General features: G+C 46.1%; 30 protein-coding genes and 1 pseudogene. 24 read left to right on the top strand and 7 right to left on the bottom strand.

What is annotated here, in order from left to right; genetic code table 11:
* Positions 1–51: 51 nt before the first annotated feature.
* From AR337_RS18920 to AR337_RS18930, 3 genes are all read left to right on the top strand, one after another.
* Positions 52–1,353: an EAL domain-containing protein gene (locus AR337_RS18920; RefSeq protein WP_059173589.1), complete on the top strand. Its 1,302-nt coding sequence runs from the start codon at positions 52–54 to the stop codon at positions 1,351–1,353.
* Positions 1,354–1,366: 13 nt separating this feature from the next.
* Entirely contained in the window at positions 1,367–1,804 is a 438-nt protein-coding gene (locus AR337_RS18925; protein WP_059173590.1) for a DUF86 domain-containing protein, read from the top strand.
* A 73-nt stretch (positions 1,805–1,877) separates the two neighbouring features.
* The gene (locus AR337_RS18930; RefSeq protein ID WP_059173591.1) at positions 1,878–2,642 is read left to right on the top strand and encodes a TIGR01457 family HAD-type hydrolase; all 765 of its coding nucleotides are present in this window, start codon (positions 1,878–1,880) and stop codon (positions 2,640–2,642) included.
* A 54-nt stretch (positions 2,643–2,696) separates the two neighbouring features.
* Here the strand turns inward: AR337_RS18930 and AR337_RS18935 are convergent, their stop codons facing one another.
* Positions 2,697–3,197 (bottom strand): phosphatidylglycerophosphatase A, encoded by a 501-nt coding sequence (locus AR337_RS18935; RefSeq protein WP_059173592.1) that lies wholly within the window; start codon positions 3,195–3,197, stop codon positions 2,697–2,699.
* A gap of 322 nt (positions 3,198–3,519) precedes the next feature.
* Here AR337_RS18935 and yutH point away from each other — a divergent pair, with 322 nt between their 5' ends.
* Together yutH and AR337_RS18945 are read left to right on the top strand one after the other, a co-directional pair.
* Positions 3,520–4,527, top strand: a complete 1,008-nt coding sequence (yutH, locus tag AR337_RS18940; RefSeq protein WP_059173593.1) for a spore coat putative kinase YutH — start codon at positions 3,520–3,522, stop codon at positions 4,525–4,527.
* A gap of 220 nt (positions 4,528–4,747) precedes the next feature.
* Complete coding sequence (locus AR337_RS18945; RefSeq protein ID WP_059173594.1) at positions 4,748–5,728, top strand: D-glycerate dehydrogenase; 981 nt, start codon at positions 4,748–4,750, stop codon at positions 5,726–5,728.
* A gap of 59 nt (positions 5,729–5,787) precedes the next feature.
* Here AR337_RS18945 and AR337_RS18950 read toward each other — a convergent pair.
* A pseudogene (locus tag AR337_RS18950) lies at positions 5,788–6,080 on the bottom strand (NifU family protein).
* Between the two features lie 89 nt (positions 6,081–6,169).
* Between AR337_RS18950 and AR337_RS18955 the strand changes: the two are divergent.
* Positions 6,170–6,496 carry a YuzD family protein gene (locus tag AR337_RS18955; RefSeq protein ID WP_059173596.1) on the top strand — a complete coding sequence of 109 codons (327 nt, stop codon included), beginning with the start codon at positions 6,170–6,172 and terminating at the stop codon, positions 6,494–6,496.
* A gap of 188 nt (positions 6,497–6,684) precedes the next feature.
* On the opposite strand, the gene AR337_RS18960 is transcribed toward AR337_RS18955, so the two are convergent.
* Positions 6,685–7,752, bottom strand: coding sequence for an NAD(P)/FAD-dependent oxidoreductase (locus AR337_RS18960; protein ID WP_059173597.1), 1,068 nt, complete (start codon positions 7,750–7,752; stop codon positions 6,685–6,687).
* A 225-nt stretch (positions 7,753–7,977) separates the two neighbouring features.
* Here AR337_RS18960 and AR337_RS18965 point away from each other — a divergent pair, with 225 nt between their 5' ends.
* Both AR337_RS18965 and AR337_RS18970 read left to right on the top strand, forming a co-directional pair.
* On the top strand, positions 7,978–8,217 hold the full coding sequence (locus tag AR337_RS18965) for a YuzB family protein (protein WP_059173598.1): 240 nt from the start codon (positions 7,978–7,980) through the stop codon (positions 8,215–8,217).
* An 86-nt stretch (positions 8,218–8,303) separates the two neighbouring features.
* Positions 8,304–8,669 carry an iron-sulfur cluster assembly accessory protein gene (locus AR337_RS18970; protein WP_059173599.1) on the top strand — a complete coding sequence of 122 codons (366 nt, stop codon included), beginning with the start codon at positions 8,304–8,306 and terminating at the stop codon, positions 8,667–8,669.
* Positions 8,670–8,808: 139 nt separating this feature from the next.
* Here the strand turns inward: AR337_RS18970 and AR337_RS18975 are convergent, their stop codons facing one another.
* On the bottom strand, positions 8,809–9,801 hold the full coding sequence (locus AR337_RS18975; RefSeq protein ID WP_059173600.1) for an NAD(P)/FAD-dependent oxidoreductase: 993 nt from the start codon (positions 9,799–9,801) through the stop codon (positions 8,809–8,811).
* Between the two features lie 453 nt (positions 9,802–10,254).
* Here AR337_RS18975 and AR337_RS18980 point away from each other — a divergent pair, with 453 nt between their 5' ends.
* From AR337_RS18980 to AR337_RS19010, 8 genes are all read left to right on the top strand, one after another.
* Positions 10,255–11,472 (top strand): NAD(P)/FAD-dependent oxidoreductase, encoded by a 1,218-nt coding sequence (locus tag AR337_RS18980; protein WP_059173601.1) that lies wholly within the window; start codon positions 10,255–10,257, stop codon positions 11,470–11,472.
* 172 nt (positions 11,473–11,644) lie between these two features.
* On the top strand, positions 11,645–12,133 hold the full coding sequence (locus AR337_RS18985) for an NUDIX domain-containing protein (protein WP_059173602.1): 489 nt from the start codon (positions 11,645–11,647) through the stop codon (positions 12,131–12,133).
* 191 nt (positions 12,134–12,324) lie between these two features.
* Positions 12,325–12,450 (top strand): YuiA family protein, encoded by a 126-nt coding sequence (locus AR337_RS23545; RefSeq protein WP_172797570.1) that lies wholly within the window; start codon positions 12,325–12,327, stop codon positions 12,448–12,450.
* Between the two features lie 132 nt (positions 12,451–12,582).
* Positions 12,583–12,900, top strand: a complete 318-nt coding sequence (locus AR337_RS18990) for a YuiB family protein (RefSeq protein ID WP_059173603.1) — start codon at positions 12,583–12,585, stop codon at positions 12,898–12,900.
* 135 nt (positions 12,901–13,035) lie between these two features.
* On the top strand, positions 13,036–13,755 hold the full coding sequence (locus AR337_RS18995) for a 3D domain-containing protein (RefSeq protein WP_059173707.1): 720 nt from the start codon (positions 13,036–13,038) through the stop codon (positions 13,753–13,755).
* 540 nt (positions 13,756–14,295) lie between these two features.
* Positions 14,296–14,673, top strand: coding sequence for a DUF309 domain-containing protein (locus AR337_RS19000; RefSeq protein WP_059173604.1), 378 nt, complete (start codon positions 14,296–14,298; stop codon positions 14,671–14,673).
* 72 nt (positions 14,674–14,745) lie between these two features.
* Positions 14,746–16,254 carry a leucyl aminopeptidase gene (locus AR337_RS19005; RefSeq protein ID WP_059173605.1) on the top strand — a complete coding sequence of 503 codons (1,509 nt, stop codon included), beginning with the start codon at positions 14,746–14,748 and terminating at the stop codon, positions 16,252–16,254.
* Between the two features lie 163 nt (positions 16,255–16,417).
* Entirely contained in the window at positions 16,418–16,627 is a 210-nt protein-coding gene (locus AR337_RS19010) for a hypothetical protein (protein ID WP_059173606.1), read from the top strand.
* Between the two features lie 138 nt (positions 16,628–16,765).
* Here AR337_RS19010 and AR337_RS19015 read toward each other — a convergent pair whose 3' ends face one another.
* Positions 16,766–17,170, bottom strand: coding sequence for a hypothetical protein (locus AR337_RS19015; protein ID WP_156424458.1), 405 nt, complete (start codon positions 17,168–17,170; stop codon positions 16,766–16,768).
* A gap of 169 nt (positions 17,171–17,339) precedes the next feature.
* On the opposite strand from AR337_RS19015, the gene AR337_RS19025 reads away from it, so the two are divergent.
* Complete coding sequence (locus AR337_RS19025) at positions 17,340–17,996, top strand: DedA family protein (RefSeq protein WP_059173609.1); 657 nt, start codon at positions 17,340–17,342, stop codon at positions 17,994–17,996.
* A gap of 28 nt (positions 17,997–18,024) precedes the next feature.
* On the opposite strand, the gene AR337_RS19030 is transcribed toward AR337_RS19025, so the two are convergent.
* The gene (locus AR337_RS19030) at positions 18,025–18,207 is read right to left on the bottom strand and encodes a hypothetical protein (RefSeq protein WP_059173610.1); all 183 of its coding nucleotides are present in this window, start codon (positions 18,205–18,207) and stop codon (positions 18,025–18,027) included.
* 113 nt (positions 18,208–18,320) lie between these two features.
* Here AR337_RS19030 and AR337_RS19035 point away from each other — a divergent pair, with 113 nt between their 5' ends.
* Positions 18,321–18,707 carry a hotdog fold thioesterase gene (locus AR337_RS19035; RefSeq protein ID WP_059173611.1) on the top strand — a complete coding sequence of 129 codons (387 nt, stop codon included), beginning with the start codon at positions 18,321–18,323 and terminating at the stop codon, positions 18,705–18,707.
* Positions 18,708–19,005: 298 nt separating this feature from the next.
* Positions 19,006–19,626, top strand: coding sequence for a 3'-5' exonuclease KapD (kapD, locus tag AR337_RS19040; RefSeq protein WP_082687063.1), 621 nt, complete (start codon positions 19,006–19,008; stop codon positions 19,624–19,626).
* A gap of 37 nt (positions 19,627–19,663) precedes the next feature.
* Here kapD and AR337_RS19045 read toward each other — a convergent pair whose 3' ends face one another.
* Positions 19,664–20,050 carry a kinase-associated lipoprotein B gene (locus AR337_RS19045; protein ID WP_059173612.1) on the bottom strand — a complete coding sequence of 129 codons (387 nt, stop codon included), beginning with the start codon at positions 20,048–20,050 and terminating at the stop codon, positions 19,664–19,666.
* Between the two features lie 116 nt (positions 20,051–20,166).
* Here AR337_RS19045 and AR337_RS19050 point away from each other — a divergent pair, with 116 nt between their 5' ends.
* The 5 genes from AR337_RS19050 to AR337_RS19070 all read left to right on the top strand — a co-directional run bounded on the left by AR337_RS19050 (position 20,167) and on the right by AR337_RS19070 (position 23,708).
* Complete coding sequence (locus tag AR337_RS19050) at positions 20,167–20,913, top strand: peptidylprolyl isomerase (RefSeq protein ID WP_059173613.1); 747 nt, start codon at positions 20,167–20,169, stop codon at positions 20,911–20,913.
* A 94-nt stretch (positions 20,914–21,007) separates the two neighbouring features.
* On the top strand, positions 21,008–21,214 hold the full coding sequence (locus AR337_RS19055; protein ID WP_059173614.1) for a hypothetical protein: 207 nt from the start codon (positions 21,008–21,010) through the stop codon (positions 21,212–21,214).
* A gap of 110 nt (positions 21,215–21,324) precedes the next feature.
* Positions 21,325–21,987, top strand: a complete 663-nt coding sequence (gene pgmB / locus AR337_RS19060) for a beta-phosphoglucomutase (protein ID WP_059173615.1) — start codon at positions 21,325–21,327, stop codon at positions 21,985–21,987.
* A gap of 1 nt (position 21,988) precedes the next feature.
* The gene (locus AR337_RS19065; protein WP_059173616.1) at positions 21,989–22,702 is read left to right on the top strand and encodes a hypothetical protein; all 714 of its coding nucleotides are present in this window, start codon (positions 21,989–21,991) and stop codon (positions 22,700–22,702) included.
* A 19-nt stretch (positions 22,703–22,721) separates the two neighbouring features.
* Positions 22,722–23,708: a BadF/BadG/BcrA/BcrD ATPase family protein gene (locus AR337_RS19070; RefSeq protein WP_059173617.1), complete on the top strand. Its 987-nt coding sequence runs from the start codon at positions 22,722–22,724 to the stop codon at positions 23,706–23,708.
* The last annotated feature ends 2 nt before the right edge of the window (positions 23,709–23,710 follow it).

A 23,710-nucleotide genomic window follows, 5' to 3' on the forward strand; every position in this document is an offset into this window, starting at 1 on the left:
TCAAATTGTGTTACAATACGAATACAGACACATCGGAGAGGAATGAAACGAATGGTCCGTCAGTATGTGGCAAAGGCCACCCAACTTTTGCAATGGGGCAAGATTGTGCTTCCCCTATCTACCATAAAGTTTTTCCCTCCGCAATTCGTCATAAGAAATCCTGTAGCACAAGGAGTTAAAGTTGCCTTTCGCGAGGGTTATGAGGCGGCTGTTATCGTATTTAACCTTAAAAATATAAAAGAGCTTGCCGATTTCCTCGGCCCGGCGGAATTTCCTAAATTCATGGGCAGGTTCAAGCATCTGTTCCGCGAGGCGATTGAAGCCGAGGTTGACCAGAAGGATATTATTACTCTTCACGACTTTTATGGGGACGGACTATCCCTGTATATTCGGGTAGGAAATGACCGGAACGGGCTATCCGCAATCGACTCCATCATGAGAAAGGTAGCGGGCCGGGGCAGAAGGGATATCCACACTGAATTCCCCCAAGCTCAAATGGTCCTTGAAACCGGTTATATGTTTGTTGAAAAGAAGCATTATTCAATTCACGAAGCCATCCTGAAAGCCCATCAACAGGCGGTTGCGATGGCGGAAAAGAGAATTCAATCCGAATTCAATGAAATGCTCTTCATTATGAGCAAAATCATTTCACAAAAAGAAATCTTCCTGCTTGCCCAGCCAATTATCGATGTGGCCACAAATGAAATACGCGCCTGGGAAATGCTTACGCGCGGCCCGGCAGGCACGATGCTCGAGAACCCATTCACGCTTTTTTCCGTCGCGAGGCAGACGGGGAAGCTGTATGAGCTTGAGCTGGTTGTCCTAGAGAAGGCTCTTGAGGAAATCAGGAAATTCGAATGCAAGCAGGATATCTTTATTAACTTCACCCCGCTGACGCTTGGAAACGCACAGTTCATCCGTGACGTCAAAAAGCTGATGCTTACGTATAAGAATATTTCTCCGAAGCAAATTACATTTGAAATAACCGAACGGGATTCGATTGAAGAAATGAAGGACTTTACTTACAATATTAAAGTGCTCCGCTTGATGGGATTTAGGATTGCAGTTGATGACACGGGTTCCGGCTATGCTAGCTTGAATACAATCAATGAAGTAATGCCCGACATCATCAAAATCGACCGTTCCGTCATAGAGGACATCGACAAGAACTCGGTGAAGGAATCGATGCTTAAGGGGCTTTTACTTGTCGCAAGGGAGGCTGGCTCCCTAGTGGTCGCTGAAGGCATTGAAAACGAGGAAGAGGCATCCGTCCTAACCCGGAACAAGGTTGACCTCGCCCAGGGCTATTTCTATGCCAAGCCGGCTATGCTGACCAAAAAAATCGCAACATAGGGAAGTGGACGGTATGTACTTTGTCGATCGTGAACAATTGGAGCAAAGACTCATCTATATTGAACAGCTTTCTGAGCTGTTCAGGTCACAGAAAAGCTGGGAGTCCCCACTTGAAAAAGCCGCCCTGGAACGGGTAGCCCATATGCTGGCCGAAGCGGTGCTTGATGTCGGAAATGCGATGATTGACGGCTTCATCATGCGCGATCCTGGCAGCTATGAGGATATTATCGACATTCTTTTGGATGAAAAGGTAGTTGGAGATGCGGTAGGAGAAAATCTGAAGGTGCTGGTTTCCCACCGGAAGCAGCTCGTTCAGTTTTATACAGACATCGACCACGGGCAGCTTGCGGCTGATCTGGCTGCCCAACTTGAAGGAATTGAGGCTTTTCCAGGGCTGGTCAGGACATACCTCGTCAACGAGCTGGGTCCCGTATCTGCTTTTAAAAAATAACGATTCACCATGGGCCGCAAATCAGCGGCCCATTTCTTTTATTGATATTATACCTAGCTGGGAGTGATTCGAGTTGAAACAATATAAAGGCTATATGATTGACCTCGATGGAACAATGTACAGAGGAGCCGAACGAATTGATGCGGCTTCCGATTTTATAAAAAGGCTCCTTAAAAAAGGAATTCCCTATTTGTTCGTCACGAATAATTCAACACGGACCCCAGCCCAGGTAGCCGAAAAACTCCGCTCCTTCGATATACCGGCAAATAATGAGCAAGTGTTTACCTCAAGTCTTGCAACTGCCAGTTTTATTGCAGACCAAAAACATGGGGCTTCGGTTTATATGATTGGGGAAGAAGGGCTCCGAGATGCCCTCCAGGCGAAAGGGCTTGTCCCGGCAGGAGAGGATGCCGATTATGTTGTTGTCGGGCTCGACAGCAAATTGACCTATGAGAAACTTGCCGGAGCCTGCCTTGCAATTCGGAACGGGGCACACTTCTTTTCTACCAACGGCGACCTCGCCGTTCCGACCGAGCGTGGCATGCTGCCAGCAAACGGGGCGATTACAGCGGCCATATCCGCCTCCACCGGGGTAATGCCAACCTTCATCGGGAAGCCAGAATCCATCATCATGGAGCAGGCGTTAAAGGTGCTTGGAACAAAGAAGGACGAAACCATCATGGTCGGCGATTATTATGATACCGACATCCTGGCGGGAATGAATGCGGGCCTTGACACCCTCCTTGTCCATACCGGGGTAACAAGCAGCGAGCTATTGGCAAATTACGAAAAGAAACCGACTTATTCAATTTCTTCCCTTGATGAATGGGTCGTTTAACAGGTATGCAAAAGTCCAGCCGACTGCCGGCTGGACTTTATTTTATTATTATTGCTATTCTCCATTTTCGGCACGATGGGCAAGCCGGCTAGAGGCCGCTGCCGCAACTGCTCCAACAATATCATCAAGGAAGGTATGGACCTCACCGGTTGATTTATCGTTCAAACGCCTAAGGATCCCGGGCTTTTGCTTATCGATATATCCATAGTTCGTAAATCCGATTGAACCATATACATTCACGATTGAGAAGGCAAGTATTTCGTCAACGCCGTACAGGCTTTCATCTGTTTTAATAATGGACAGAAGAGGCTCCTCCAAAAGGCCTTTCTCGGCCAGCATATCGAGCTGGATGCCTGTAATGATCGCATTCTGTACCTCCCTTTTTGAAAGAACCCGTTCCACATTGTGGAGGCAGTCTTCAATTTTCAAGTCTTCATGGTATTTTTGCTGCAAGAAATAAACGAGGTCAGCGATATCCTGTACCTCGACCCCCCGCTCCTTCAGCCACTTGCGGGCGGTAGTTTCTGTTAGGTTTTCCTTCTTCATCTCAGACATGTGGTAGTCACCTTTCCCCGTAATTTTCACTATATATATACCCTTTTTCTTTACATTATGCCTGACCTCCCCAAAAGGAACAAATTTGGGGATTCTTTCTTATGCTTCGCAAAAGCCGCCAATTCATCCTGTTTTTTTAAAAAAGGGACATTTGAACTCTACACTGATAAGGAATGGTAAGTAAAAAACCATCGTAAGGACAGGGTTTTTAAGACTCAAGTAAATTTTCACAGCTTTAAAAAAACAGATGCCAACGTCTGGAAAACAAGTTTGCCTTTTTCAGGCATATACATAATAGGGAAGCGGAAAGGCAGGTGGTTTAATGCTCGGGAAAGTGCTTGAAAAATTATATGGGGTTACGACTGGTGAATACATGAGGGTAGAATCCTACGATGCATTCAGGGGAAATGGCTTTTATTACGTAGTGGCCAATGCGAGCGGAAAGGATGAAGAGGAGGCCGCGGAGCTGCAAAAAATCGCCGCCCATTTAACGGCGTATGGGGACCGTAATGTTCCGGCGGTCCTTCCGACCAAAAGCGGAAGCATTGTTGCCAATTGGGAAGGGGGCCCGTTCTGCCTGCTAGCCTCTGGTCCCCCAGCCAAGCAGGGGCAAATGCGGCTGGGGCGGAAGCTGGCGAGGTTTCACGAACGGGGAAGGATGGTCCCATTCCAGGTCGAAAAAACAACGCGGATTGGACAGTGGAAGCAGTTATGGGAAACGAGGCTCGACCAGATGGAAAAGGTATGGTCGGAGCGAATTTTTCAGCCGGCAGCCGATGAATTTGAACGATTGTTCATTGAATCGTTCCCCTATTACACAGGCATGGCTGAAAATGCAATTCAATATCTTGTTGATACGGAGCTTGATGAGGAGGCGGAGGCGATTGATGGCGGAACTGTCTGCCACAATCGGTTTTCGGAAACTTCATGGGGAAAGCAATATATTATCAAGAACCCTTTGGATTGGGTTTTTGACCATCGGAGCCGTGACCTGGCTGAATGGAGCAGAAGCCGTTTTTTTCACAACAGCAGGACGTGTGGACCCGATATCGCACAGTTTTTTTCGGATTATCGCAGTGTAGCTCCTCTGTCAAAGTTCTCGTGGAGGCTCCTTTATGCAAGGCTCCTGTTTCCGCTTCATTATCTCGAAACCATTGAAGCTTACTACAGTTCCAATAGGGAATCAGTCCAGAAGGCGCTTGAGGACCGGCTTATTGCCATTCTAAAACAGACCGCCGACTATGAACAATTCGCCACGGCCTTTTTTGCCACAGCAGGTTCGCCCTTTACAACCGTGCTTCCAAAGCCGGAGTGGCTTGTGAACCGTTAACTCCTAATCGCCCGCCATAATGTGGTACTATATGGTTGTGACTGGTAAGCCCGATTGGTGATTAAAAGAGAAACGAGCCGCAGTGTCCTTCAGCGGCTTAGTTGAACCAATCGGGTCTACGCGCCAGCGTAGATTCTAGCGGGAGTAGAACGGGAAAAACCATCAGTGGGGAAAGAAACCCCACTGATGGAAGATTCATGCCATTATAGGAGGGAAAGAATTGAAGCCATACATATTCATTTCGCGAAAATTACCCGAGGCAGTAATTGAAGTTATAAAAGAAAAATACGATGTTTCGATGTGGGACAAGGAGGATATTCCAGTATCCAGGGAAAGGCTCCTCGAAGAAGCGGAGAAAGCGGATGGGCTGCTGACGATGCTATCGGACCCAATTGATGAAGAGGTTCTTAGCGCGGGAGAGAGGCTTAAGGTTGTCGCCAATCTTGCAGTGGGCTATGACAATATCGATGTACAGGCGGCCGGAGAGAGAGGCATTGCTGTCTGCAATACGCCTGATGTCCTGACGGATACAACTGCTGATCTGACATTTGCGCTTCTAATGGCTGCTGCCCGGAGAATTGTAGAAGCGGCAGATTATATTAAAGAAGATAATTGGAAAAGCTGGAGCCCGCTTCTTTTGGCTGGCCAGGATATTCACCACAAGACAATCGGGATCGTCGGCATGGGTAAAATCGGCGCCGCCGTCGCTAAACGCGCGACTGGTTTTGACATGGATATTCTTTATCACAACAGGTCAAGGAACATGGAAGTCGAGGAAGCAATCGGAGCCCAATATGTATCCTTTGACGAGTTAGTAACAGAATCCGACTTCATTGTCTGCATGACGCCTCTTACAAATCAAACAAGAGGAATGTTTACCCGGGATGTATTCAGAAAGATGAAAAAGACGGCCATTTTTGTCAATGCGGCACGCGGGCCCGTTGTAGATGAACAGGCGCTATTCGAGGCCCTTACCGAAGGGGATATTGCGGGCGCTGGCCTTGATGTGTTTGACAAGGAGCCAATCAGTGCAAGCCACCCGCTTTTGACGTTAAAAAATGTCACGGCGATTCCGCATATCGGCAGCTCGAGTATTGAAACGAGGATGACCATGATGAAGCTCTGCGTGGATAATATCGACCTGGTTTTATCTGGGAAAGCTCCCAAAACGCTTGTCAATAAGGATTGGAAAAAAGCTTAATGGCCTTAGCGTAAAAAAAGCGATTGCCCACTGATGGGCAATCGCTTTACTATGCAAAATTAGAATACTTGTTCAACTTCGACAACGCCTGGGACTTCTTCTAGAAGAGCGCGTTCAATCCCGGCTTTCAATGTGATCGTCGAGCTCGGGCAGCTGCCGCAAGCACCCAGCAAGCGGAGTTTTACAATGCCATCTTCGACATCGACCAATTCACAGTCGCCGCCATCGCGAAGGAGAAACGGGCGCAATTTATCTAGGACTTCCTGAACCTGTGCTATCATTTCTTGTTCTGTCATGAAAATCGACTCCTTTCATAGTATCTATTATAATCTGAGAGGGGTTAAAAATCCATTCTTCGGACCAGGAAAACTTTTAATTAAGAGCCTTTTTTATATAAAAGTCGTTAAAATGTTGTAAAATTTGTTCAAGGGGTGATTTTGGATGGGAGAAAAGAAGGTTGAAATTATTGTTTACGGGGCGGAGCAGCTGTGTCCAAGCTGCGTAAACCTACCCTCGTCAAAAGAAACATATGAGTGGCTTCAAGCGGCGGTAAGCCGGAAGTTTCCTGGCCAGCCGTTCGGTATATCCTACGTGGATATTTACAACCCGCCGGCAGAGGAAGGGAAAAGGGATTTCGCCGAACGCATCATTGAGGAGGACATGTTTTATCCTGTTGTCCTCATCGGGGATAAGGTGGTCGGTGAAGGAAACCCTCGCCTCAAAACGATTTATGCCGAACTCGAAAGTTATGGGTACCGCACAGAATAGCATGGTTTTGGATACTCTATGAAACTGGTTAATTAATAAACCGGATTCTAGATGATAACGCAAGTGCAAGGCACCAGAGGCATCCCCAGAACAGCGGAGGGATGCCTTTCAATTTATGGCATCCCCCTTTCTGCATATGACGTGCTCCAGACTCTATAATAAAGCCAGGCTATACGCCTGGTCTTCATTCATCCTTTATGATATTTGTAGAGCCACAGCACGCCGGACTTAAGCAGCCTGGCTACACGGCCAGTTATTGCATGATCCGCCATCATGCCAAACCCTTGTTTTTTCCCAAGCGATCCGAGGACGCCCTTTAGCTTAATAGGCGGCATCGTTTCCGGGAGCTGTTCACCGTTCCAGCGTTTCTTTAGGATCTCAGCGATTTGTTCAGCCTGGCCCTCGGCAAGCTGCGCGCTCGGCGCATGTGGCAGGCTTGCGCAATCGCCGACAACAAAAACATTCTCATGGCCTGGAAGATGATGATGCGGAGTCACAGCCAGCCTGCCAGAAGAATCTTTCTGGATATCGAGCTCACGGACAACCTTGTTGGCCTGGATGCCGGCGGTCCAAACAATTGCATCGCATTGAAGGGGCTCATCATGGTTGTAAAGAATATTTTCCTCAACCTTGGTGATGTTGGAGTTATTAATGATTTCAACGCCATGGCGGACAAACCAATTTTCCACATATTCGCTTAGACGGTCAGGGAAGTCCGAAAGAATATGGTTCCCTCTGTCAAAAAGCTTTACACGGAGGTCCGTCCGGCTTTCACTCAATTCACTCGCCAGCTCCACCCCGCTCAGGCCGGCGCCAACGATTCCAACTGTTGCACCAGGAGCTAGATTGCTAAGAGTTTGATAGGTTTGCCGCGATTTCCCAATGCTTTGGATGCTAAGCGTGAAATTGTCAGCTCCCGGTACGTTATGGTATTTGTCCTCGCAGCCAAGGCCGATTACGAGAATGTCATAGTCCATTTTTTCAGAACCGTTCATCTCGATGGTTTTCCCTTCCAGGTTAATTCCCGTCACATCCCCATACTTGACGGTCAGGCGCGGATGTTCAGGAAAGTCCACACGGAGCTCTTTGTCGGAAACGGTTCCCGCAGCAAGCGCATAATATTCCGTTTTTAGGGAGTGGTAAGGGTTCTTGTCCACCAACGTGACGGAAACCCCTGCTGGCAAATGGTCAGGAAGAAGCTCGTTGAGAAGTCTCATCCCGCCATATCCTCCGCCAAGCATAACTAAATTTGTCATAAAAATAATCCCCTTTTGTCTGTGCAAAATGAATTCCAAGTAGCGGGTAAAGGTAGTACAGAATAATAATCATACACGCGCGTTCACTCAGTAAGAGTATAGCTAAATTGTGTCGATATCTCAACAAATACAGTATCCGTATTGACAGATACAAAAGGGTTATGGTAATTGACTGGAGTAGGCAAAAGGGGTAGGATAATAGGGTGTATAAAATGAGGTGAGTCAATGATCAAACCAATAATAGAATTTTGCATCAGCAATCTTGCGAGTGGTGCCCAAAAGGCGCTGGAAAAGCTTGAAAGGGACCCAAACCTTGATATTGTTGAATATGGGTGCCTTGGCTATTGCGGGAAATGCGCTTCCTCGATGTATGCCCTGGTTAATGGGGAGCCAGTCACTGGCAGCACACCGGAGGAGCTGGTAGACAATGTTTATCAGTATCTGGATGAGAATCCAATGTTCTGATTTTTACCAAAGAATAGGCAGACATGTTGAGATGGAATGCTCAACTGAAATATACTATAGATAAGGCTAGTAAAGGAGGGATAGGGATGGAAAACCAAATTGTACACCTAACAGAAGCAGCAGCTCTCCAAATCAAGGAAATGATGAAGCAAAACGAAGAGGATGGCGCGTTCCTGCGCGTTGGCGTAAAGGGGGGCGGCTGCAGCGGGCTCTCTTATGGAATGGGCTTTGACCATGAAGCAAGTGAAGGGGATCTCCATTTTGAACAGTTCGGCATCCGAATTTTGGTCGAAAAGGATAGTGGACCAATTCTGAACGGTACAAAGATTGATTATAAACAATCCATGATGGGCGGCGGTTTTACAATTGAAAACCCGAACGCCATCGCTTCATGCGGATGCGGCTCCTCGTTCCGTACTGCAACCACAACGGGAACGCCGGAAGAGTGCTAAGTCCATCTGAAAAATAAAGCTATTGCCTTCCTGGCCGTTAGGGGAAACCTTAACGAATGGGAAGGTTTTTTTGAAGAAGAAGCTTCGACTTTACTCAACAAGAAAGGCCTCCCGGGAAAACCGGGAAGCCTCAATAAAATCAACCAAACATCGACGAGCTGTGGAGCGGCTGGATCTTTGCTTTTGGATCGATATACGCTTTTGCATTGTTGACGGCTGTCGGTGCCTCACCGAATCCGCATGCGATCAGCTTTACCTTGCCATCGTAAGTGCAAATATCGCCTGCTGCATAAATTCCAGGTACGGTTGTTTCCATTTTTGAATTTACTAAAATGGAGTTCTTTTCAATTTGAAGGCCCCATTCCTTGATTGGGCCAAGTGATGAAACGAAACCGTAGTTTACGATGACGGCATCGACATCGATTGCTTCCGTTGTAGTGCCATCGACGCTGGCGATGACAACCTGCTTGATTTCATCTCCGCCAATCAATTCATGCGGAACAAATGGAGTCTTAATTTCAACCTTGGAATTATTAAGGTTTTCAACACTGTGCTCATGGGCGCGGAACTTCTCGCGGCGATGGATAATGGATACCTTTTCCGCGATTGGCTCCAGCATCAATGCCCAATCGACAGCTGAATCGCCGCCGCCGAACACGACAACCTTTTTGCCGGCAAATTGGTTCAAGTCATCGATGAAATAATGAAGATTCTTTCCTTCGTATTGGGTAGCGCTTTCCAATTCAAGCCTGCGAGGCTGGAATGCGCCGTTTCCAGCGGTAATGATGACAGTTTTTGAAAAGTGGGTTTCTTTATCGGTCGTCAGTTTGAAGACGCCATCCCCTTGCTTTTCGACTTTCTCAACCGACTGCTCCAGGGCGACGGCTGGTTCGAATTTTGCCATTTGCTCCTTCAAGTTGTTAACCAGTTCTTGTGCGCGAACCTTTGGGAAACCGGCAACATCGTATATGTATTTTTCAGGATAAAGGGCTGACAGCTGGCCGCCTAGTTGTGGAAGGCTCTCAATAATTTTAACCGAAGCCTGTCTCATTCCCCCGTAAAAAGCGGTAAACAGGCCAACTGGCCCTCCCCCAATAATTGTAATGTCATAAACCTTTTGTTCTTCTTGCACTGTGTATCCCCCCAACAAAGTAGTAAAGGTAGTCCACAAATTATCATACCACAACTATGGCAATACAAGCCATATGCTGCAAAATTCAGGAAGGGCTTCATATTGATTTCCAGCACATTCTCTTTCATTTAGAGCAAAACCCTTGACAATAAAGGGAAAAATAAATTAACTGAATTGTTGAACATTTTTAAATGAGCGTTTTGGTTGAAGAATTCGCTTGAAAATGCGATGGAAAAAGCATAAGATGAAATATGAAATTATTGTTACTATATTGTGACAAAAACAGCACATTTTTTTGAACATCAAAGTGAAAAAAATCACAATCTCGTTTATTGTCTATGATTCTTCCAAATTAAGGATATCCGAAAAAATATTGGATAACTAATTTGGAGAACCGGGGCAGAAGCTAAAAGCACTTGTATAAAATATTATGTAAAGGTGGAAGTGATTGCATTGAAAATCCCTAAAATCGTCATTCTTGGGGCCGGCTATGGCGGGCTCGTTACCGCGGTCCGTCTTCAGAAAATGGTAGGGGTAAATGAAGCGGAAATCGTCCTGGTAAACAAAAATGATTACCACTATGAAACAACATGGCTGCACGAGGCCTCCGCTGGTACCCTGCACCACGACCGTGTGCGCTATGATATCGATACCGTCATTGATAGGCATAAGGTTGAATTCGTTCAGGGAACTGTCATTGAAGTCAATAAGGAAGAGAAGAAAGTCGTCCTTGAAAAAGGCGAGCTAGCCTATGACTATTTAGTGATTGCCCTTGGTGCGGAGCCGGAAACCTTTGGAATTAAAGGATTGAAGGAATTTGCCTTTGGAATTACCAATGTGAATTCCGCGCGCCAAATGCGTGAACATATTGAGTACCAATTCGCTACCTATAATATTGAAGAAGAAAAGAAGGACGAACGACTTACGATCGTCGTTGGCGGAGCTGGCTTTACCGGGATTGAATTTCTTGGCGAACTTGCCAACCGCATCCCTGAGCTTTGCCAGGAGTACGATGTGGACTTCAATAAAGTACGGATCATCTGTGTCGAAGCTGCTCCAACGGTTCTTCCAGGGTTTGATCCTGAGCTTGTCAATTACGCAGTTGCGGCGCTTGAACGCAAAGGCGTGGAATTCATGATTGGCACTGCCATCAAGGAGTGCACTCCACAAGGAATCATTGTTGGCAAAGGTGAAAACGAAGTGATGGAAATCAAGGCTGAGACTGTTGTATGGGCAGCCGGTGTCCGCGGACACTCCGTCATTGAAAAATCAGGTTTTGAAGCAATGAGGGGCCGTGTAAAAGTACAGCCTGACCTCCGTGTTCCAGGCTTCAATGATATCTTCATCATTGGGGATTGCTCTTTGATTATTAATGAAGAAATCAACCGCCCGTTCCCGCCGACCGCGCAAATTGCAATCCAGCAGGGCGAAGTGGCGGCTCGGAACCTTGTCGCACTGATCCGCGGCAAAGAGGAGCTTGAAACGTTCGTGCCGGATATTAAAGGTACTGTCTGCTCCCTTGGCGAAGATGATGCAATCGGGGTCGTTTATGGCAAAAAACTGACTGGCGGAAAAGCCTCTTTTATGAAAAAAGTCATCGACAACCGCTCTCTTTACCTAGTTGGAGGCGCGGGACTTGTATTGAAAAAAGGAAAATTCAATGTACTATAATTTTAAGGGGGCAGAGCAATCTGCCCTTTTTGCGTTATATGTAAGGGTGGCTGCCGCTCTTTACAGTAAGAGAAAAAACGCTCTACCAGGAAAATCTGCTGTTTTTATTGATTTTAGACAGCTTCCTAACAATTCATACATAGTATAAAAATTTCTTGAGAGGGTGGGGAAGATGGCTGCGAATAAGCGCGGGAAGGTCTGGCTGGCTGCGGCTGGCCTGGTTATAACGGATCAAGGGAAATGGCTTGTTGTAAAAAAAAGCTATGGCGGGCTAAAGGGAAAGTGGTCGATACCAGCGGGATTTGTTGAACAGGGAGAAACCGCGGATGAAGCGGCTGTCCGGGAAGTAAAGGAAGAAACCGGCCTGGATTGCACTGTAAAAGGATTGATTGGACTTAGGACTGGAGTTATCAAGTCGGATTTCAGCGATAATCTCCTGCTGTTTTTATTAGAAGTAAAAGAAGAGGGCCTCCTGCTCCCGCAGGAAAATGAAATCGTCGAAGTGGCCTATATGTCGCCAGAAGAATTGATGCTTGATAAAGATGCCTCCATCCTAATCCACTATTTAATCGGCTTGGGGAATTTACGCTATCTCCCCGGCAAGGACGGGATGAATCCAGGCAATGAGTTCGGCTATACGACGTATAAGCTGTATTTTTAATAAGGGGAAATATCAGCTTTGAAAAATTATTTAAATTTTCAGTAATTTTAAGAATCTCCGAGTAAATGGAAGAACGAAGTGAATGTATACGTTTTCATTCCAAAAAATAGCTGAATATCCCGGTTTCTGTTTTCATATAATCCTGTTATATTATCAGAAAATTGAGTTAATATTTTAAAGGAGGAAATGATATGAAAACAACTAAGGCGGATGCGAAGAAATGTATGTATTGCGAAGGGAATGGCTATTTCCAGCTTCTGCTTGGCGGTTCTGAAACGTGCACTTGCTGCAGCGGATCAGGCAAAAAGAAGGATTAGCATTTGGCAAACGCAAAAACCATTCTATTTAACATTTCCAATTTCGATTTGCTCCTTTTTTGCAGGCAACGCTGTTGACTGTCCCAAAGGCCTTAAGTAAACTATAACTTGAGTGTCTAAGGGGGATGGATTATGAGTATTGTCGAATTGGTCTTATCAATGCTATTATTTTTTGTACTATTTTTCGGAATTGGTTTCCTTTTGAATATGCTTTTGAGAATGTCGTGGATCATGGCCGTCATTTATCCAATCATTGTCCTGCTGATTGTCGACAAGGTTAGGTTTATCGATTATTTCAAAAATAGCAAGAACGCACTAACTGAACTGGGGCATGAACTTGCATCACTTGGCTCCGCGGATATTATCATTCTTTCCAGCGGGCTGGTTGGGGCGATTGCAGCAGGAGCGGCCATAAAGCTTTTAAGAAAAAATGGATACCAAATGTTTTAGCCTTTTTCTTCGAGAAAAAGGCTATTTTTATGTCCGTATAGGCAAATTTACCTGTAAATAATCATTTTTTTGTTCCTTTTATGAATATATTCCTGAATCTTGGGGAAGATTGTCATGGGAGGAGTGAAAAAATTTATGAACCATAAAAAAGCATGGGCTAGGCGGTTTGCCACGGCACTATTGTTTGTTCTGGCACTTTCGACCACATTCCAATCCATTTCCGGCGTAGAAGCAAAAATACTTATATCCTACTCGGGTCTTGGACAGGAAGCCCCATACCAAGAGAAAAACTTTCAGACATTTTTTGCCCATAAAATGAAAACAGTCGGATTGAAACTAAAGGAAATCAAACATGTGATTAGGCCACAAAGCTTAATTTCATCAAGTGAAGCAGTCGCTGCAGCCCCACCGAAGCTTGAGGATGCAATTGACTGGAGTAAGTACAATAAAAAAACAGTCATTGCCACAGGCTATACGGCAGGGTTTGAATCAACCGGAAAGGAAAAAGGCCACCCAGCATACGGTATTACATACTCAGGGGTCAAGGTTAAACGGGACCTGTTTTCAACAGTCGCTGCGGATCCGAAAATCTTCCCAATCGGGAGTGTGCTATTCATCCCGGACTATGGATATGGGGTTGTAGCCGACACCGGCAGCGCCATCAAAGGCCATAAGCTTGATCTCTATTACGAGACAACTCAGGATGTTTTTAAGGAATGGGGAAAAAGAACCGTAGAAGTATTCATCGTCAAAATGGGCAATGGGAAACTGACCGAACAGGAAATGGATGTTATGAATGAGACAGAATCCCTGCAGGTTTTTCGGCAACAGTACATAAAATCAGAAAAAAAATAATATAAATGGAATCCTGGAGCTGGCACAGCGTTACGCCAGCTCTTTTTTAATTGCTTAAAAAGCGTTCTTCACCACAAAAAGCGGTTTTACAATGTGTTGATTTCCGCTCCGGGCACACGCTTTCCGCGGGGCGTCAGTGGAGCCTCCTCGGCGCTGGCGCCTGTGGGGTCTCCACCTTGCCGCTGCATCCCGCAGGAGTCGGTGCCCTCCGCTCTAATCAACATATAAGTGTGTCATTTATTATAAACTAGCACTTATGGTGAAGAACCTGAAAAGCTAATAAATAGAACATTATGGATTACTCGAAATATTGTTATTGTAACCCAGCTCTACCAAAGGAAGCATAAGCCTCACACGAATAAAAAGCCATAGCACGAGGAAAGCTCTAACTCCTCTATCGTCAAGCCGGTGCCCGTCCTGCGGGCCCAGTCATGCTGACCGAGGCGCTTACGCATTTGTTCTTTGTTCAGTTTGATTTTTTGAGGAAAAGAGAAAGCGGAAGTATGATGAAGAGAGAGCACGGGAGGGAAGGTGAGCCGAATGGAGCTTTATCCACATCAGTACTATGAATTCTTTATCCATTTTAATGAAGGCGATTATTACACCTGCCATGACCTTCTGGAAGAGATGTGGATGGAGGAGAAGGGAAACCTGTTCTTTAAGGGGCTGTTGCAGATGAGTGTTGCCCTTTACCACTATGGCTACGGAAATGTGAAAGGCGCGCGGCTAATGATGCAGGCGGCCCATGACTATTTGCAGGGCTACAGGCCGAGGCATTGGGGCTTGGACCTCGAAAAGGTGATTGTTTATATTGAAGAATGTCAGTTGCTTATTCCGGACGGCGTTGACTCGGTTCCGTATGAACAAATTAATATTCTTCCGCCGCTTCCATCACTGTATTTGTATATGGAGGAATAGCCGGTATGGGTTGATATGAATTTTTCATACTTTTCGGTATAATTAAAAGGTATAAATAAAGGGGGTACGGAGATGTTTACGGTAAAAACAGAAGTAAATTTTTCAGCAAGCCATGAAAACCTTGTTATTGGCCTCTTTGACAAGCCGGTCAAATTTGAGGGAGGGCTGGCAGCGCTTGATGAATTATTCGAAGGGCAGTTAAATGAAATTGCCAAAAACGGCGATATTTCAGGAAAGCTTAAAGAAGTTGGCAAATTACATACACTCGGCAAGGCCGGAGCAAAAAAAATCTGGTTCGTCGGCCTGGGCAGGGAAAAGGAATTTACATTTGAAAAGCTCCGTGAGGCACTGGGACGGGTTTTTAAATCACTGAAAAATGCAAAACAAGAGGAAGCAGCCCTTCTGCTTGACTCCTTCCTGACAGGCGATATTGATGTGAATGACGCTGCTTATGCCGCAAGCGAGGCTTTTGCCCTTTCGACCTATGCATTCGAAGGTTACAAACAAAAGCCGAATGAACCGGATAAAAGACTTGGGAGCATTACGGTTTACACCGAATCTTCGGACGAAGATGAAATCAAAGCTTCTCTTACGGTTGGCTATGCATACGGCCGGGGAACAAATTCGGCGCGGACGCTCGTCAACACGCCTGGCAATATGCTCAAGGCTTCGGATTTGGCGGAATATGCGCGCGAACTCGGGGAAAAGTACGGTTTCGAAACGGAAATTCTCGGCCTTGAAGAAATCAAAAAACTTGGCATGGGTGCACTCCTTGCTGTTAACCAAGGATCTGTCGAGGAGCCAAGGATGATTGTCCTTAAGTACCATGGAAAAGAAACATGGGAGGACGCAATTGGCCTTGTCGGTAAAGGGATTACGTTTGATACGGGCGGGTATTCCATTAAAACGAAGACTGGCATCGTTGGCATGAAGACAGATATGGGCGGGGCAGCCGCTGTTCTCGGCGCGATGGAAATCATCGGCGAGTTGAAGCCTGAGCAAAACGTGGTCGCTGTCATCCCTTCCACTGACAACATGATCAGCGGCGGAGCTTTCAAACCGGATGATGTCATCACTTCCATGAGCGGAAAGACAATTGAAGTGCTGAACACCGATGCGGAAGGACGTCTTGTGCTTGCGGATGCGATGACTTATGCGAAGCACCACGGCGCCCAATACCTTGTCGATGTGGCGACGTTGACTGGCGGGGTCATCACTGCACTCGGCATGCATACGACCGGGGCGATGACTAATAACGAAGAGCTGTTTGAACAGGTGCTTGAAGCTTCCTATGAAGCAGGCGAGCAAATGTGGCGCCTGCCAATCTTTGAAAAAGATTTGGAACGTGTCCGCGGCAGCAAAATCGCCGATTTGAATAATTCGCCTGGCTCTGAAGGGCACGCGGTTATGGGCGGCGCTTTCGTCGGTGAATTTGCCGAAGGGACCCCATGGGTACACCTCGATATTGCCGGAACATCTACGGCAAGGCAGGATACTGACCTTGGCCCGGCAGGCGCGACTGGAGCAATGACCAGGACGCTCGCCTTGTTCGTTGAACGTTTTGAGTCTCTTGGAAAATAACTAAAGAATAAGGGGAATAAATCCCCTACCATGCGATTTGCCCCCCGGTCCTGTTCCGGGGGGCTTTTCTTTTACAGCTGAAAAATGGAGCCCGCCCACTCAATCCCTTCCTTGCTCGCATATGAAATAGGGAAGGCAAGTGCACAGAAAAGGAGGTTCCCATATGTATGACATAAGAAATCAGCACTACTATGGCGGGGATCAACGGTTTTTTGTAGGGCCGTTTCTTGGCGGGCTGCTAGGCGGTGCGTTGGGAAGCGCACTGTTCTTTCCACGGCCGTTTGCCCCGTTCCCGGCCTATCCCCCAGTTGGTTTTCCAGGATACGGATTTGGCTACGGAGGCTTCGGCTACGGAAACCCTTATTTTTACTAAAGGCCAAAAAGAAGGGCTGCCCTTAAGAGGTACAGCCCTTTCTGTCTTTGGAAACTCCTTCCTCCTATGATAAAATTGAAGAAATGCTTCAACCGATAGTAACGTTTTGGTTTCTAAAACTCCTTTATTCAAGGAAATCTATCTCCATCTCATCGTGATGGAAACTCCGCAGCAGCCGGGGTCAGCAAAAACGACTGTTAGTCCGTCAGGGTCGAAAATAATCCTCGCATCTTTTCTGACCCCCGCCGATGTAAGCAGGTTCCTGACAATATCGGGTTTTGATGCCTGGGCAGCTTCCATGATTCGCTGCGATAAATTCCTTGATCCAGCTATTTTATTCGCTAGCACGCCTGCTTCGGATAAGGAGGGCCTTACTCTCCTCGCCGATGCCATAAACATGTCGGGAACGGCAGGAGGAAGCACCCTGGCAGGCTGGGCCGGGAAACCTCTATAGGATGAAGGATAAGGATAGCCATAAAAATGCAAATGGTTCACTTCCTTTGTATAAAGTTTTACACGCAAAAGCCACAAGCGGGGATTCATTCTTGGCGTTTCTCCAAGACTAAGCCGGAGGATATGTTCTTACTCGTACATTCCATTTCATTAATGTATATGAAATTTGTATCTCAGCTATACAAGGGAGGGAAGGATTGCCAGAGACGAAAAGAGGGAAAGGAAGAGATAGGAAGCAAGGGTTAGGGAGGGATTTAGGATGGATCTCGATTTTTTCATGAATATTCTCGATGAAAGTGGTTATGCCGGCCTTTTTTTATGGATTTTGCTCGGTTCATCGACGCTGCCGGTGCCGAATGAAATTATAATGATGACGATTGGATTGGCCGCATCCCAGAGCCCATCCCATATTCTCCCGATATTTTTTACTACCCTTGGCGGGGTTCTGACGGCATTGACAGCCAGTTATTTTTTTGGGAGGTTTATTGGCTGGCCATTGCTTCATTTCTTGGCCAAGAAGGAACGTTTCGCAAAAAAGATTTCCACTTCTCTTAGGCTCATGGATAAATACCATGCTTTTTCTCTTTCACTCAGTTATTTTGTACCTGGTGCCAGGGCACTCGTCCCCTTCCTCTATGGTTTCAGCAGGCTATCATTTAAAAAGTTCATTCTCTTTGCCTACAGCGGCGCGACAATCTGGCTGTTAATCATGTTCTCTGCAGGCTATCTATTTGGTGAGCATTTAGATCCCAGTGGTGCTTTTCTTGAGGAATTTCTTGTTGCCACAGTAATCGGAGCCGTTTTTATTTATTTCCTTTTTAAAATCATTCGTAAAAAACGTGGTGTGGAAGACGAGGAACAGGAAGAAATCCTTCCGGCAACCCTTGCAGCTATACAAAAAGGCAGCTCGGATTAAATCCCGGCTGCCGAACCAAAATGTCCAGTTACATTTCCCTTCGGTGTTCGAATAGGTCAATTGTTCCAAGAACGACGTGCGCTAGGCCAAAGCCCAGCACAGTGTTTGCAACCATTTTGTTGACTCCGTTGTTCCGTGACATAGCGTAACCGGCAACAGTGACAGCTGAACCAAGGATTGTCGGTATCAGCCCTTCCCTGTATCTATCCATGCGCGCTCACCTCATTCGAAGGATTTCCGAGGTCCATTGCTGGACATACATAGTATAAGCAGTTATAGAATTATTAAAGATAGAACATTTTACATAGAAAGTGGGGATAGCAAATGAATGTGAAAAATACATTGATTGAGGCTCTCGGCATAGAAATTACCTTGCTGGAAAAGGGCAGGGTAGAGGCAACGATGCCTGTTGATGGAAGGACGAAGCAGCCGTTCGGCCTGCTGCATGGCGGGGCGTCAGTCGCTCTTGCAGAAACCGTAGCAAGTGTGGGTGCTTACGAACTGGTGGACCACGAAACAGAGTCTGTGGCAGGGCTTGAGATTAATGCGAACCATATCCGAGGGAAACGGGAAGGTGCAGTCAAGGCGGTTGCTACAGTGCTTCATCAAGGGAAAACGACTCAGGTATGGGACATTAGGATTACAGATGAAGAAGGAAAGCCAGTCTGCATTTCGAGATGCACGATGGCCGTACTCAAACTGAAAAAATAAGGCAGCGGCTTCGCTGCCTTTTCTCTTTTTAACTGCTGGAAAACACTTTAAATGTTGTTAAAAAATTTCAAAAATTCAGCTGCTTCCATGCTATAATAAAGTGAACCTTCCATCAGCGGTGGTTTTCCGCTGATGGTTAGCTGAACCAATCGGACCTTTAGGGACAGTTGCCCCTTTAGGGCTTACTGTCCTTTAAGTGTGGGGTAAAAGAAATATTTAAAAATAGAACACGCGCACAATTATTTGTACAGGTTCTAAATATAATGTAGTACAGGCGCGACGGGGAGGAGTGGATGGATTGTCAGCGAAAAAACAATTCCTGTTTATTGACTTTGAATTTACGATGCCTGAAAAAAATATTAGGTCAAGAGAGTTTTTTCCAGAGATCATTGAAGCAGGCATCGTCTCCGTAATCGATAACAAAATACAGTCACAATTTTCGGCCTATGTAAAGCCCTCTAGGTTCCCGGTTCTTTCCGAGCGTTGTAAATCATTCCTACATATCACCCAAAAGCAGATTGATTCGGGAATGCCATTTACTGATTTGGTCAACTACTTTGACGAGCTTGGCAGGAACCAGGAAAATACAATAGTCACGTGGGGTAACATGGACATGAAGGTGCTTCGCCATAATTGCGATGCGGCAGGCCTGCCGTTTCCACTTAAAGGGAAGGAAATTGACCTTTCAATGGAGTATAAACGGTTTTTCGGCGACCAGAACCAGACAGGGCTTTGGAAAGCCGTACAGGAATATGGCAAGGAAGGGACAGGAAGGCATCACCGTGCCCTTGATGACGCATTGACAACGTACAATATTTTTAAGCTTGTAGAGAAGGACAAACGTTATCTTGAGAAGCCGAAGCCGACGACAATCGGAGACAGGATCGATTTCTCAAAGTTTCTCAATGAATTCGTGTAAAAGGCCAAGTCACACTTTATGTGATTTGGCCTTTGTGTTAGTGCCGGTGAAAGTACTCTTTCTCAAGGGTTTCAACATTGCGGAGGCTCATTTCCGCCCATGCGCCCGAATCGTTTTCAAGCTCGGCTTTTAACTTTCCAAGAGCTTCCTTAAGCGATTCTGAATAATCGGGTACTTCGCCTTCATATTTTTTTACCATCTGCTTTGGTATTATCGCGCCTTCACGGTAGGATAGGGCGCGGCGTTCATGAAAAAAGCCAACCTCCGCATCCTTTGGGTGGTGGAGATCCCCCTGCATTGGATGCTTTAGCACTCCGAGGACACGGACTAGCATGCCATTCGGTCGCTCTTCGGAAAATTCGGCAATGTATTTACCGGTTTTATAGATGGCGGTTACGATGTCACCTTTTTGAAGCTCAGACAAGCGGACCACTCCTTCTGCAATTTTGTGCGTTGCTTTCATTATGGATGAAATTGATGGAAAAACAAAGTGCAAAAGCTTTCAAAATCGGTTACATTAGTTAAATGGAGGGATGAATAATGAAATTGAAAATAGCCGCCGCTTTGGTTGGCGTACTGCTTGTTTTATCAGCATGCGGGACGTCCGGGGAAAAAGCGGATGACAAAAAGAACACAGGCGCGGGCCAAAACACGCCAGAACAGACAGAAAAGAATGACAACAAACAGGGACCTGAAACAACGGGCTACCCACAGCTTTCCAACGAGGTTGCGGAAGGTGAAAGGCTTGTTGAGATGGTGACAAACATGGGTACAATAAAAATCAAACTTTTCCCTGATCTTGCACCAAAAACGGTAGAAAATTTCATCAAGCTTAGCGAAAAGGACTACTATGACGGTGTGACATTCCACAGGGTCATCAATGATTTCATGATCCAGGGAGGTGACCCGGAGGGAACAGGAAGGGGCGGCGAAAGTATATACGGCAAGCCGTTCGAGGATGAATTTTCCGAGCAGCTATTTAACTTCCGCGGTGCGTTGTCCATGGCAAATTCAGGGCAAAACACGAACGGAAGCCAATTTTTCATCGTCCAAAACAAAAACCTTGATGAACGCCTGAAGGGCCAAATGAAAGAGGCCGGGTATCCGGATGACGTCATCACCGGGTACGAGCAGGGCGGAACGCCATACCTCGATTTCAAACATACGGTTTTTGGCCAGGTAATTGAGGGAATGGATGTTGTCGATAAGATTGCGGAAGTGAAGGTAGGCGAATCGGACAAGCCTGTAGAGGATGTCATCATTAAGGATATCAAAATCGTTAAATAAGCCGCTGATGGAAAAGGAAATTGTTTTCCGGGACCCTCGCAAAGACGATATGTTATACTAACTGGTGATATCAGGGGTGAGAGGAAGTTTTAAAATGGATTCCTTCTTAATGGCACTTTTCCTCTATTTTCCGGAGGATAAAAGCGAATATATTCCCGCTGCTATTTCGTTTTTCTTTTTCCTCCTTGGCGCGATCGGCGCAATGTGGCTGATTATCCGCGTATCAAGAAAGGAAGCGAGAAAAGCAAAGGAGCTTGAGGACAGGCTTTTGAATAGGGACGGGCACGAGGGAAACAGCTGACATGCTGTTTCCTTTTTTGGCTTGCTTAGGAAGCTATAAAATAGAACATTGTCGCTAAAAAAGTTATAGATGAACACTAATGGAAAGATATCAAAGTCTGGGGGTTGGCCATGCGGCTGAAAGCGATTATTTTTGATATGGACGGAGTACTCGTAGATACTGTCGGCTTGCATTTTTTCGCAAATAAATGGATGGCCGATTTTTTGGATATACCCTTTACCGTAGAGGATAACAAAGGGTATAAAGGAATTTCGAGAATGGATATTATAGAAGATCTGGTAAAGCGTTCCGGAAAAAAGCTGAACCTTAACGAGAAGAAAGAACTTTCTGAGGCAAAAAACAGGCAATATCAGCGATTGATTAATAACCTCGATAAAGCTGCGGTTTTACCAGGGATTGAGGCATTGCTTTCCGAGTTAAAACGATACGGGATTAAGATGGCAGTTGCCTCTGCTAGCACAAGTGGGCCGATTGTTTTAAAAAAAGCAGGCCTTCTTCAGTATATGGATTTTATTGTCGATCCAGCTTCTCTTGCCAATGGAAAGCCTGACCCAGAAATCTTTTTGAGGGCTGCCGACGGTCTTGGAGTTGCCCCGGAATATTGCGCAGCAATCGAAGACGGCAAAGCAGGGCTTAAGGCGATTAGGCTTGCGGGGATGTTTTCTGTCGCGGTAGGGGAAGAACTGGCTATGGAAGAAGCTGATTGGCATGTAGCATATACCTCGGCGATTACATATAAGGAATTGGCAAAACGGTTTGGGGAGCGTGGGTGATTTGGCGGAAAAAGAAATGGACAAAACGGACTTCCAGTTAAAATGGGTTGATGTCGTAATCACCGAATACAATTCACTCCGGGCCGAAGTGAGCGATTCACTAAAAAACCAGCAGTCGGTCATTAATTACGGTCTGACGGCTATTGGTGTACTGATTGCATTTAGCGCAAACCTTTGGGGTAAAGAAAAAATAATTGAAGGCATTTATGTGTTTTTTATTCCGTTTATCTGTAATTTGATCCTCCTAATCTGGAACGGCGAGGTACGGAGGATGTCCAGGGCGGGCCAATATATAAAACTGCTAGAAGACAAGCTTCAGGAAAAGCTCCGGCCACTGTCGGGATTTTCAGAAAGGGCCCTTAATTGGGAGACGTACCTCAGGTTGCCCAGAAACGGTTCAGCAGGGGTTGGAAAAGCAGCAAATTCGTTGCCAAGTTGGCTACCGCTTTTTGGCGGGGTAAAAACAAACAAAATTAAAAGTAATTATATTGCCATCATCGTCATGTTCGGCATTTTAAGCATTCTTTCGATTCTTCTTGCCTTTGGCCACAGCTTCAGTATGTTCTCTCATTCCGGGCAGTACGCAGGTACGGCTTCAATTGGCGCATGGCTCCGCGACGAGGGTTGGTGGCTTGCCTTTTACTCTATACTGCTTTTAGCAGATATCTTCTTGTGCTTATACCATTACCGATATTTTCAAAGCGTCAAAAAATAACTGTCGGGGAGAAATCAAATTGAACCAACAAGTTGTTGTAAGCATTGATGGCGGGGGAACCTATACGCGGGCTGTAGTTGCAGGAATGGATGGAAAAATTATCGGGTTTTCCAAAAAAACTGGCTCCCATCCAGGAAAGAACCGGCAGCCGGGGAAAAACGTTAGTGATGCCATCACAGAAGCTATTGCTGTTGCCGGATGTAAAATGGATGACGTAGCGTATATGGCTGGCGGCTTTGCGGGAGTGAATGCTCCCGAAGACCAAAGCTGGGCAAATGAATTTTTAGGCCTGCCGGGAATCAATTGCCCGAAGGCAGTCATGAATGATGCGGAGCTTGCCCAATTTGGTGCCTTTTCCGGTGGGAGCGGGATTATTGCCGTGGCGGGGACAGGTTCAATTATTATAGGTAAAACCGAAAATGGGCGAATCGTTAGAAATTATGATTTCAACCATAAATCGGATGCGGGGGCAAGATACTTGTCGTATTCGGTCATATACGGGCTATTGTCAGAAAAAAACGATGGAAGTGATTCCGAATTAACAGAAAGGGTCCTTGCCTACTGGAATGCAGCAAGCATTGCCAAGCTAAGGCTTCTTGCTGCACGCGGATTTGGAACAGACAAGATTGAGGCAATCAAGAGGTTATCGGAGATGGCGAGAATTGTAACCGATGCTGCCGAAAAGGGAAGCAGTCTCGCAATCGAAGCCTGCCGCCATGCTTCCCAATCGCTCGTTACCGGTATCGAACTGGTTTCAGGTATGTTTTCAGCCCGCCAAGTCCCGCTAGCTGTTTTTGGCGGGGTAGCCACCAATCCGTATATAAGAGGTCTCTTAATGGAAATGCTTAATAATCATAGGGGAGTGAAAAACTATGTCTTCCGGGAGCCAGTTCTTTCCCCGCTGTCCGGCGGAATCCTTTATGCATATAACGAACTGGGGATTCCAAATGCAACAGAACTTAAGGAAGTACTGGCTCGAGAAGAGAAAAGGCTTCTTCCCTATTAGGA

Origin of the sequence: Bacillus sp. FJAT-27445 (assembly GCF_001510665.1) — a bacterium.
Lineage (GTDB): Bacteria > Bacillota > Bacilli > Bacillales > Cytobacillaceae > Bacillus_D.

Bases quoted from the DNA above. Each gene is read 5' to 3' on its own strand.
- AR337_RS18920 (WP_059173589.1), top strand. From the start codon at position 52: ATGGTCCGTCAGTATGTGGCAAAGGCCACCCAACTTTTGCAATGGGGC.
- AR337_RS18925 (WP_059173590.1), top strand. From the start codon at position 1,367: ATGTACTTTGTCGATCGTGAACAATTGGAGCAAAGACTCATCTATATT.
- AR337_RS18935 (WP_059173592.1), bottom strand. From the start codon at position 3,197: ATGTCTGAGATGAAGAAGGAAAACCTAACAGAAACTACCGCCCGCAAG.
- yutH (WP_059173593.1), top strand. From the start codon at position 3,520: ATGCTCGGGAAAGTGCTTGAAAAATTATATGGGGTTACGACTGGTGAA.
- AR337_RS18955 (WP_059173596.1), top strand. From the start codon at position 6,170: ATGGGAGAAAAGAAGGTTGAAATTATTGTTTACGGGGCGGAGCAGCTG.
- AR337_RS18960 (WP_059173597.1), bottom strand. From the start codon at position 7,752: ATGACAAATTTAGTTATGCTTGGCGGAGGATATGGCGGGATGAGACTT.
- AR337_RS18965 (WP_059173598.1), top strand. From the start codon at position 7,978: ATGATCAAACCAATAATAGAATTTTGCATCAGCAATCTTGCGAGTGGT.
- AR337_RS18970 (WP_059173599.1), top strand. From the start codon at position 8,304: ATGGAAAACCAAATTGTACACCTAACAGAAGCAGCAGCTCTCCAAATC.
- AR337_RS18985 (WP_059173602.1), top strand. From the start codon at position 11,645: ATGGCTGCGAATAAGCGCGGGAAGGTCTGGCTGGCTGCGGCTGGCCTG.
- AR337_RS23545 (WP_172797570.1), top strand. From the start codon at position 12,325: ATGAAAACAACTAAGGCGGATGCGAAGAAATGTATGTATTGCGAAGGG.
- AR337_RS18990 (WP_059173603.1), top strand. From the start codon at position 12,583: ATGAGTATTGTCGAATTGGTCTTATCAATGCTATTATTTTTTGTACTA.
- AR337_RS18995 (WP_059173707.1), top strand. From the start codon at position 13,036: ATGAACCATAAAAAAGCATGGGCTAGGCGGTTTGCCACGGCACTATTG.
- AR337_RS19000 (WP_059173604.1), top strand. From the start codon at position 14,296: ATGGAGCTTTATCCACATCAGTACTATGAATTCTTTATCCATTTTAAT.
- AR337_RS19005 (WP_059173605.1), top strand. From the start codon at position 14,746: ATGTTTACGGTAAAAACAGAAGTAAATTTTTCAGCAAGCCATGAAAAC.
- AR337_RS19010 (WP_059173606.1), top strand. From the start codon at position 16,418: ATGTATGACATAAGAAATCAGCACTACTATGGCGGGGATCAACGGTTT.
- AR337_RS19015 (WP_156424458.1), bottom strand. From the start codon at position 17,170: ATGAATCCCCGCTTGTGGCTTTTGCGTGTAAAACTTTATACAAAGGAA.
- AR337_RS19025 (WP_059173609.1), top strand. From the start codon at position 17,340: ATGGATCTCGATTTTTTCATGAATATTCTCGATGAAAGTGGTTATGCC.
- AR337_RS19030 (WP_059173610.1), bottom strand. From the start codon at position 18,207: ATGGATAGATACAGGGAAGGGCTGATACCGACAATCCTTGGTTCAGCT.
- AR337_RS19035 (WP_059173611.1), top strand. From the start codon at position 18,321: ATGAATGTGAAAAATACATTGATTGAGGCTCTCGGCATAGAAATTACC.
- AR337_RS19050 (WP_059173613.1), top strand. From the start codon at position 20,167: ATGAAATTGAAAATAGCCGCCGCTTTGGTTGGCGTACTGCTTGTTTTA.
- AR337_RS19055 (WP_059173614.1), top strand. From the start codon at position 21,008: ATGGATTCCTTCTTAATGGCACTTTTCCTCTATTTTCCGGAGGATAAA.
- pgmB (WP_059173615.1), top strand. From the start codon at position 21,325: ATGCGGCTGAAAGCGATTATTTTTGATATGGACGGAGTACTCGTAGAT.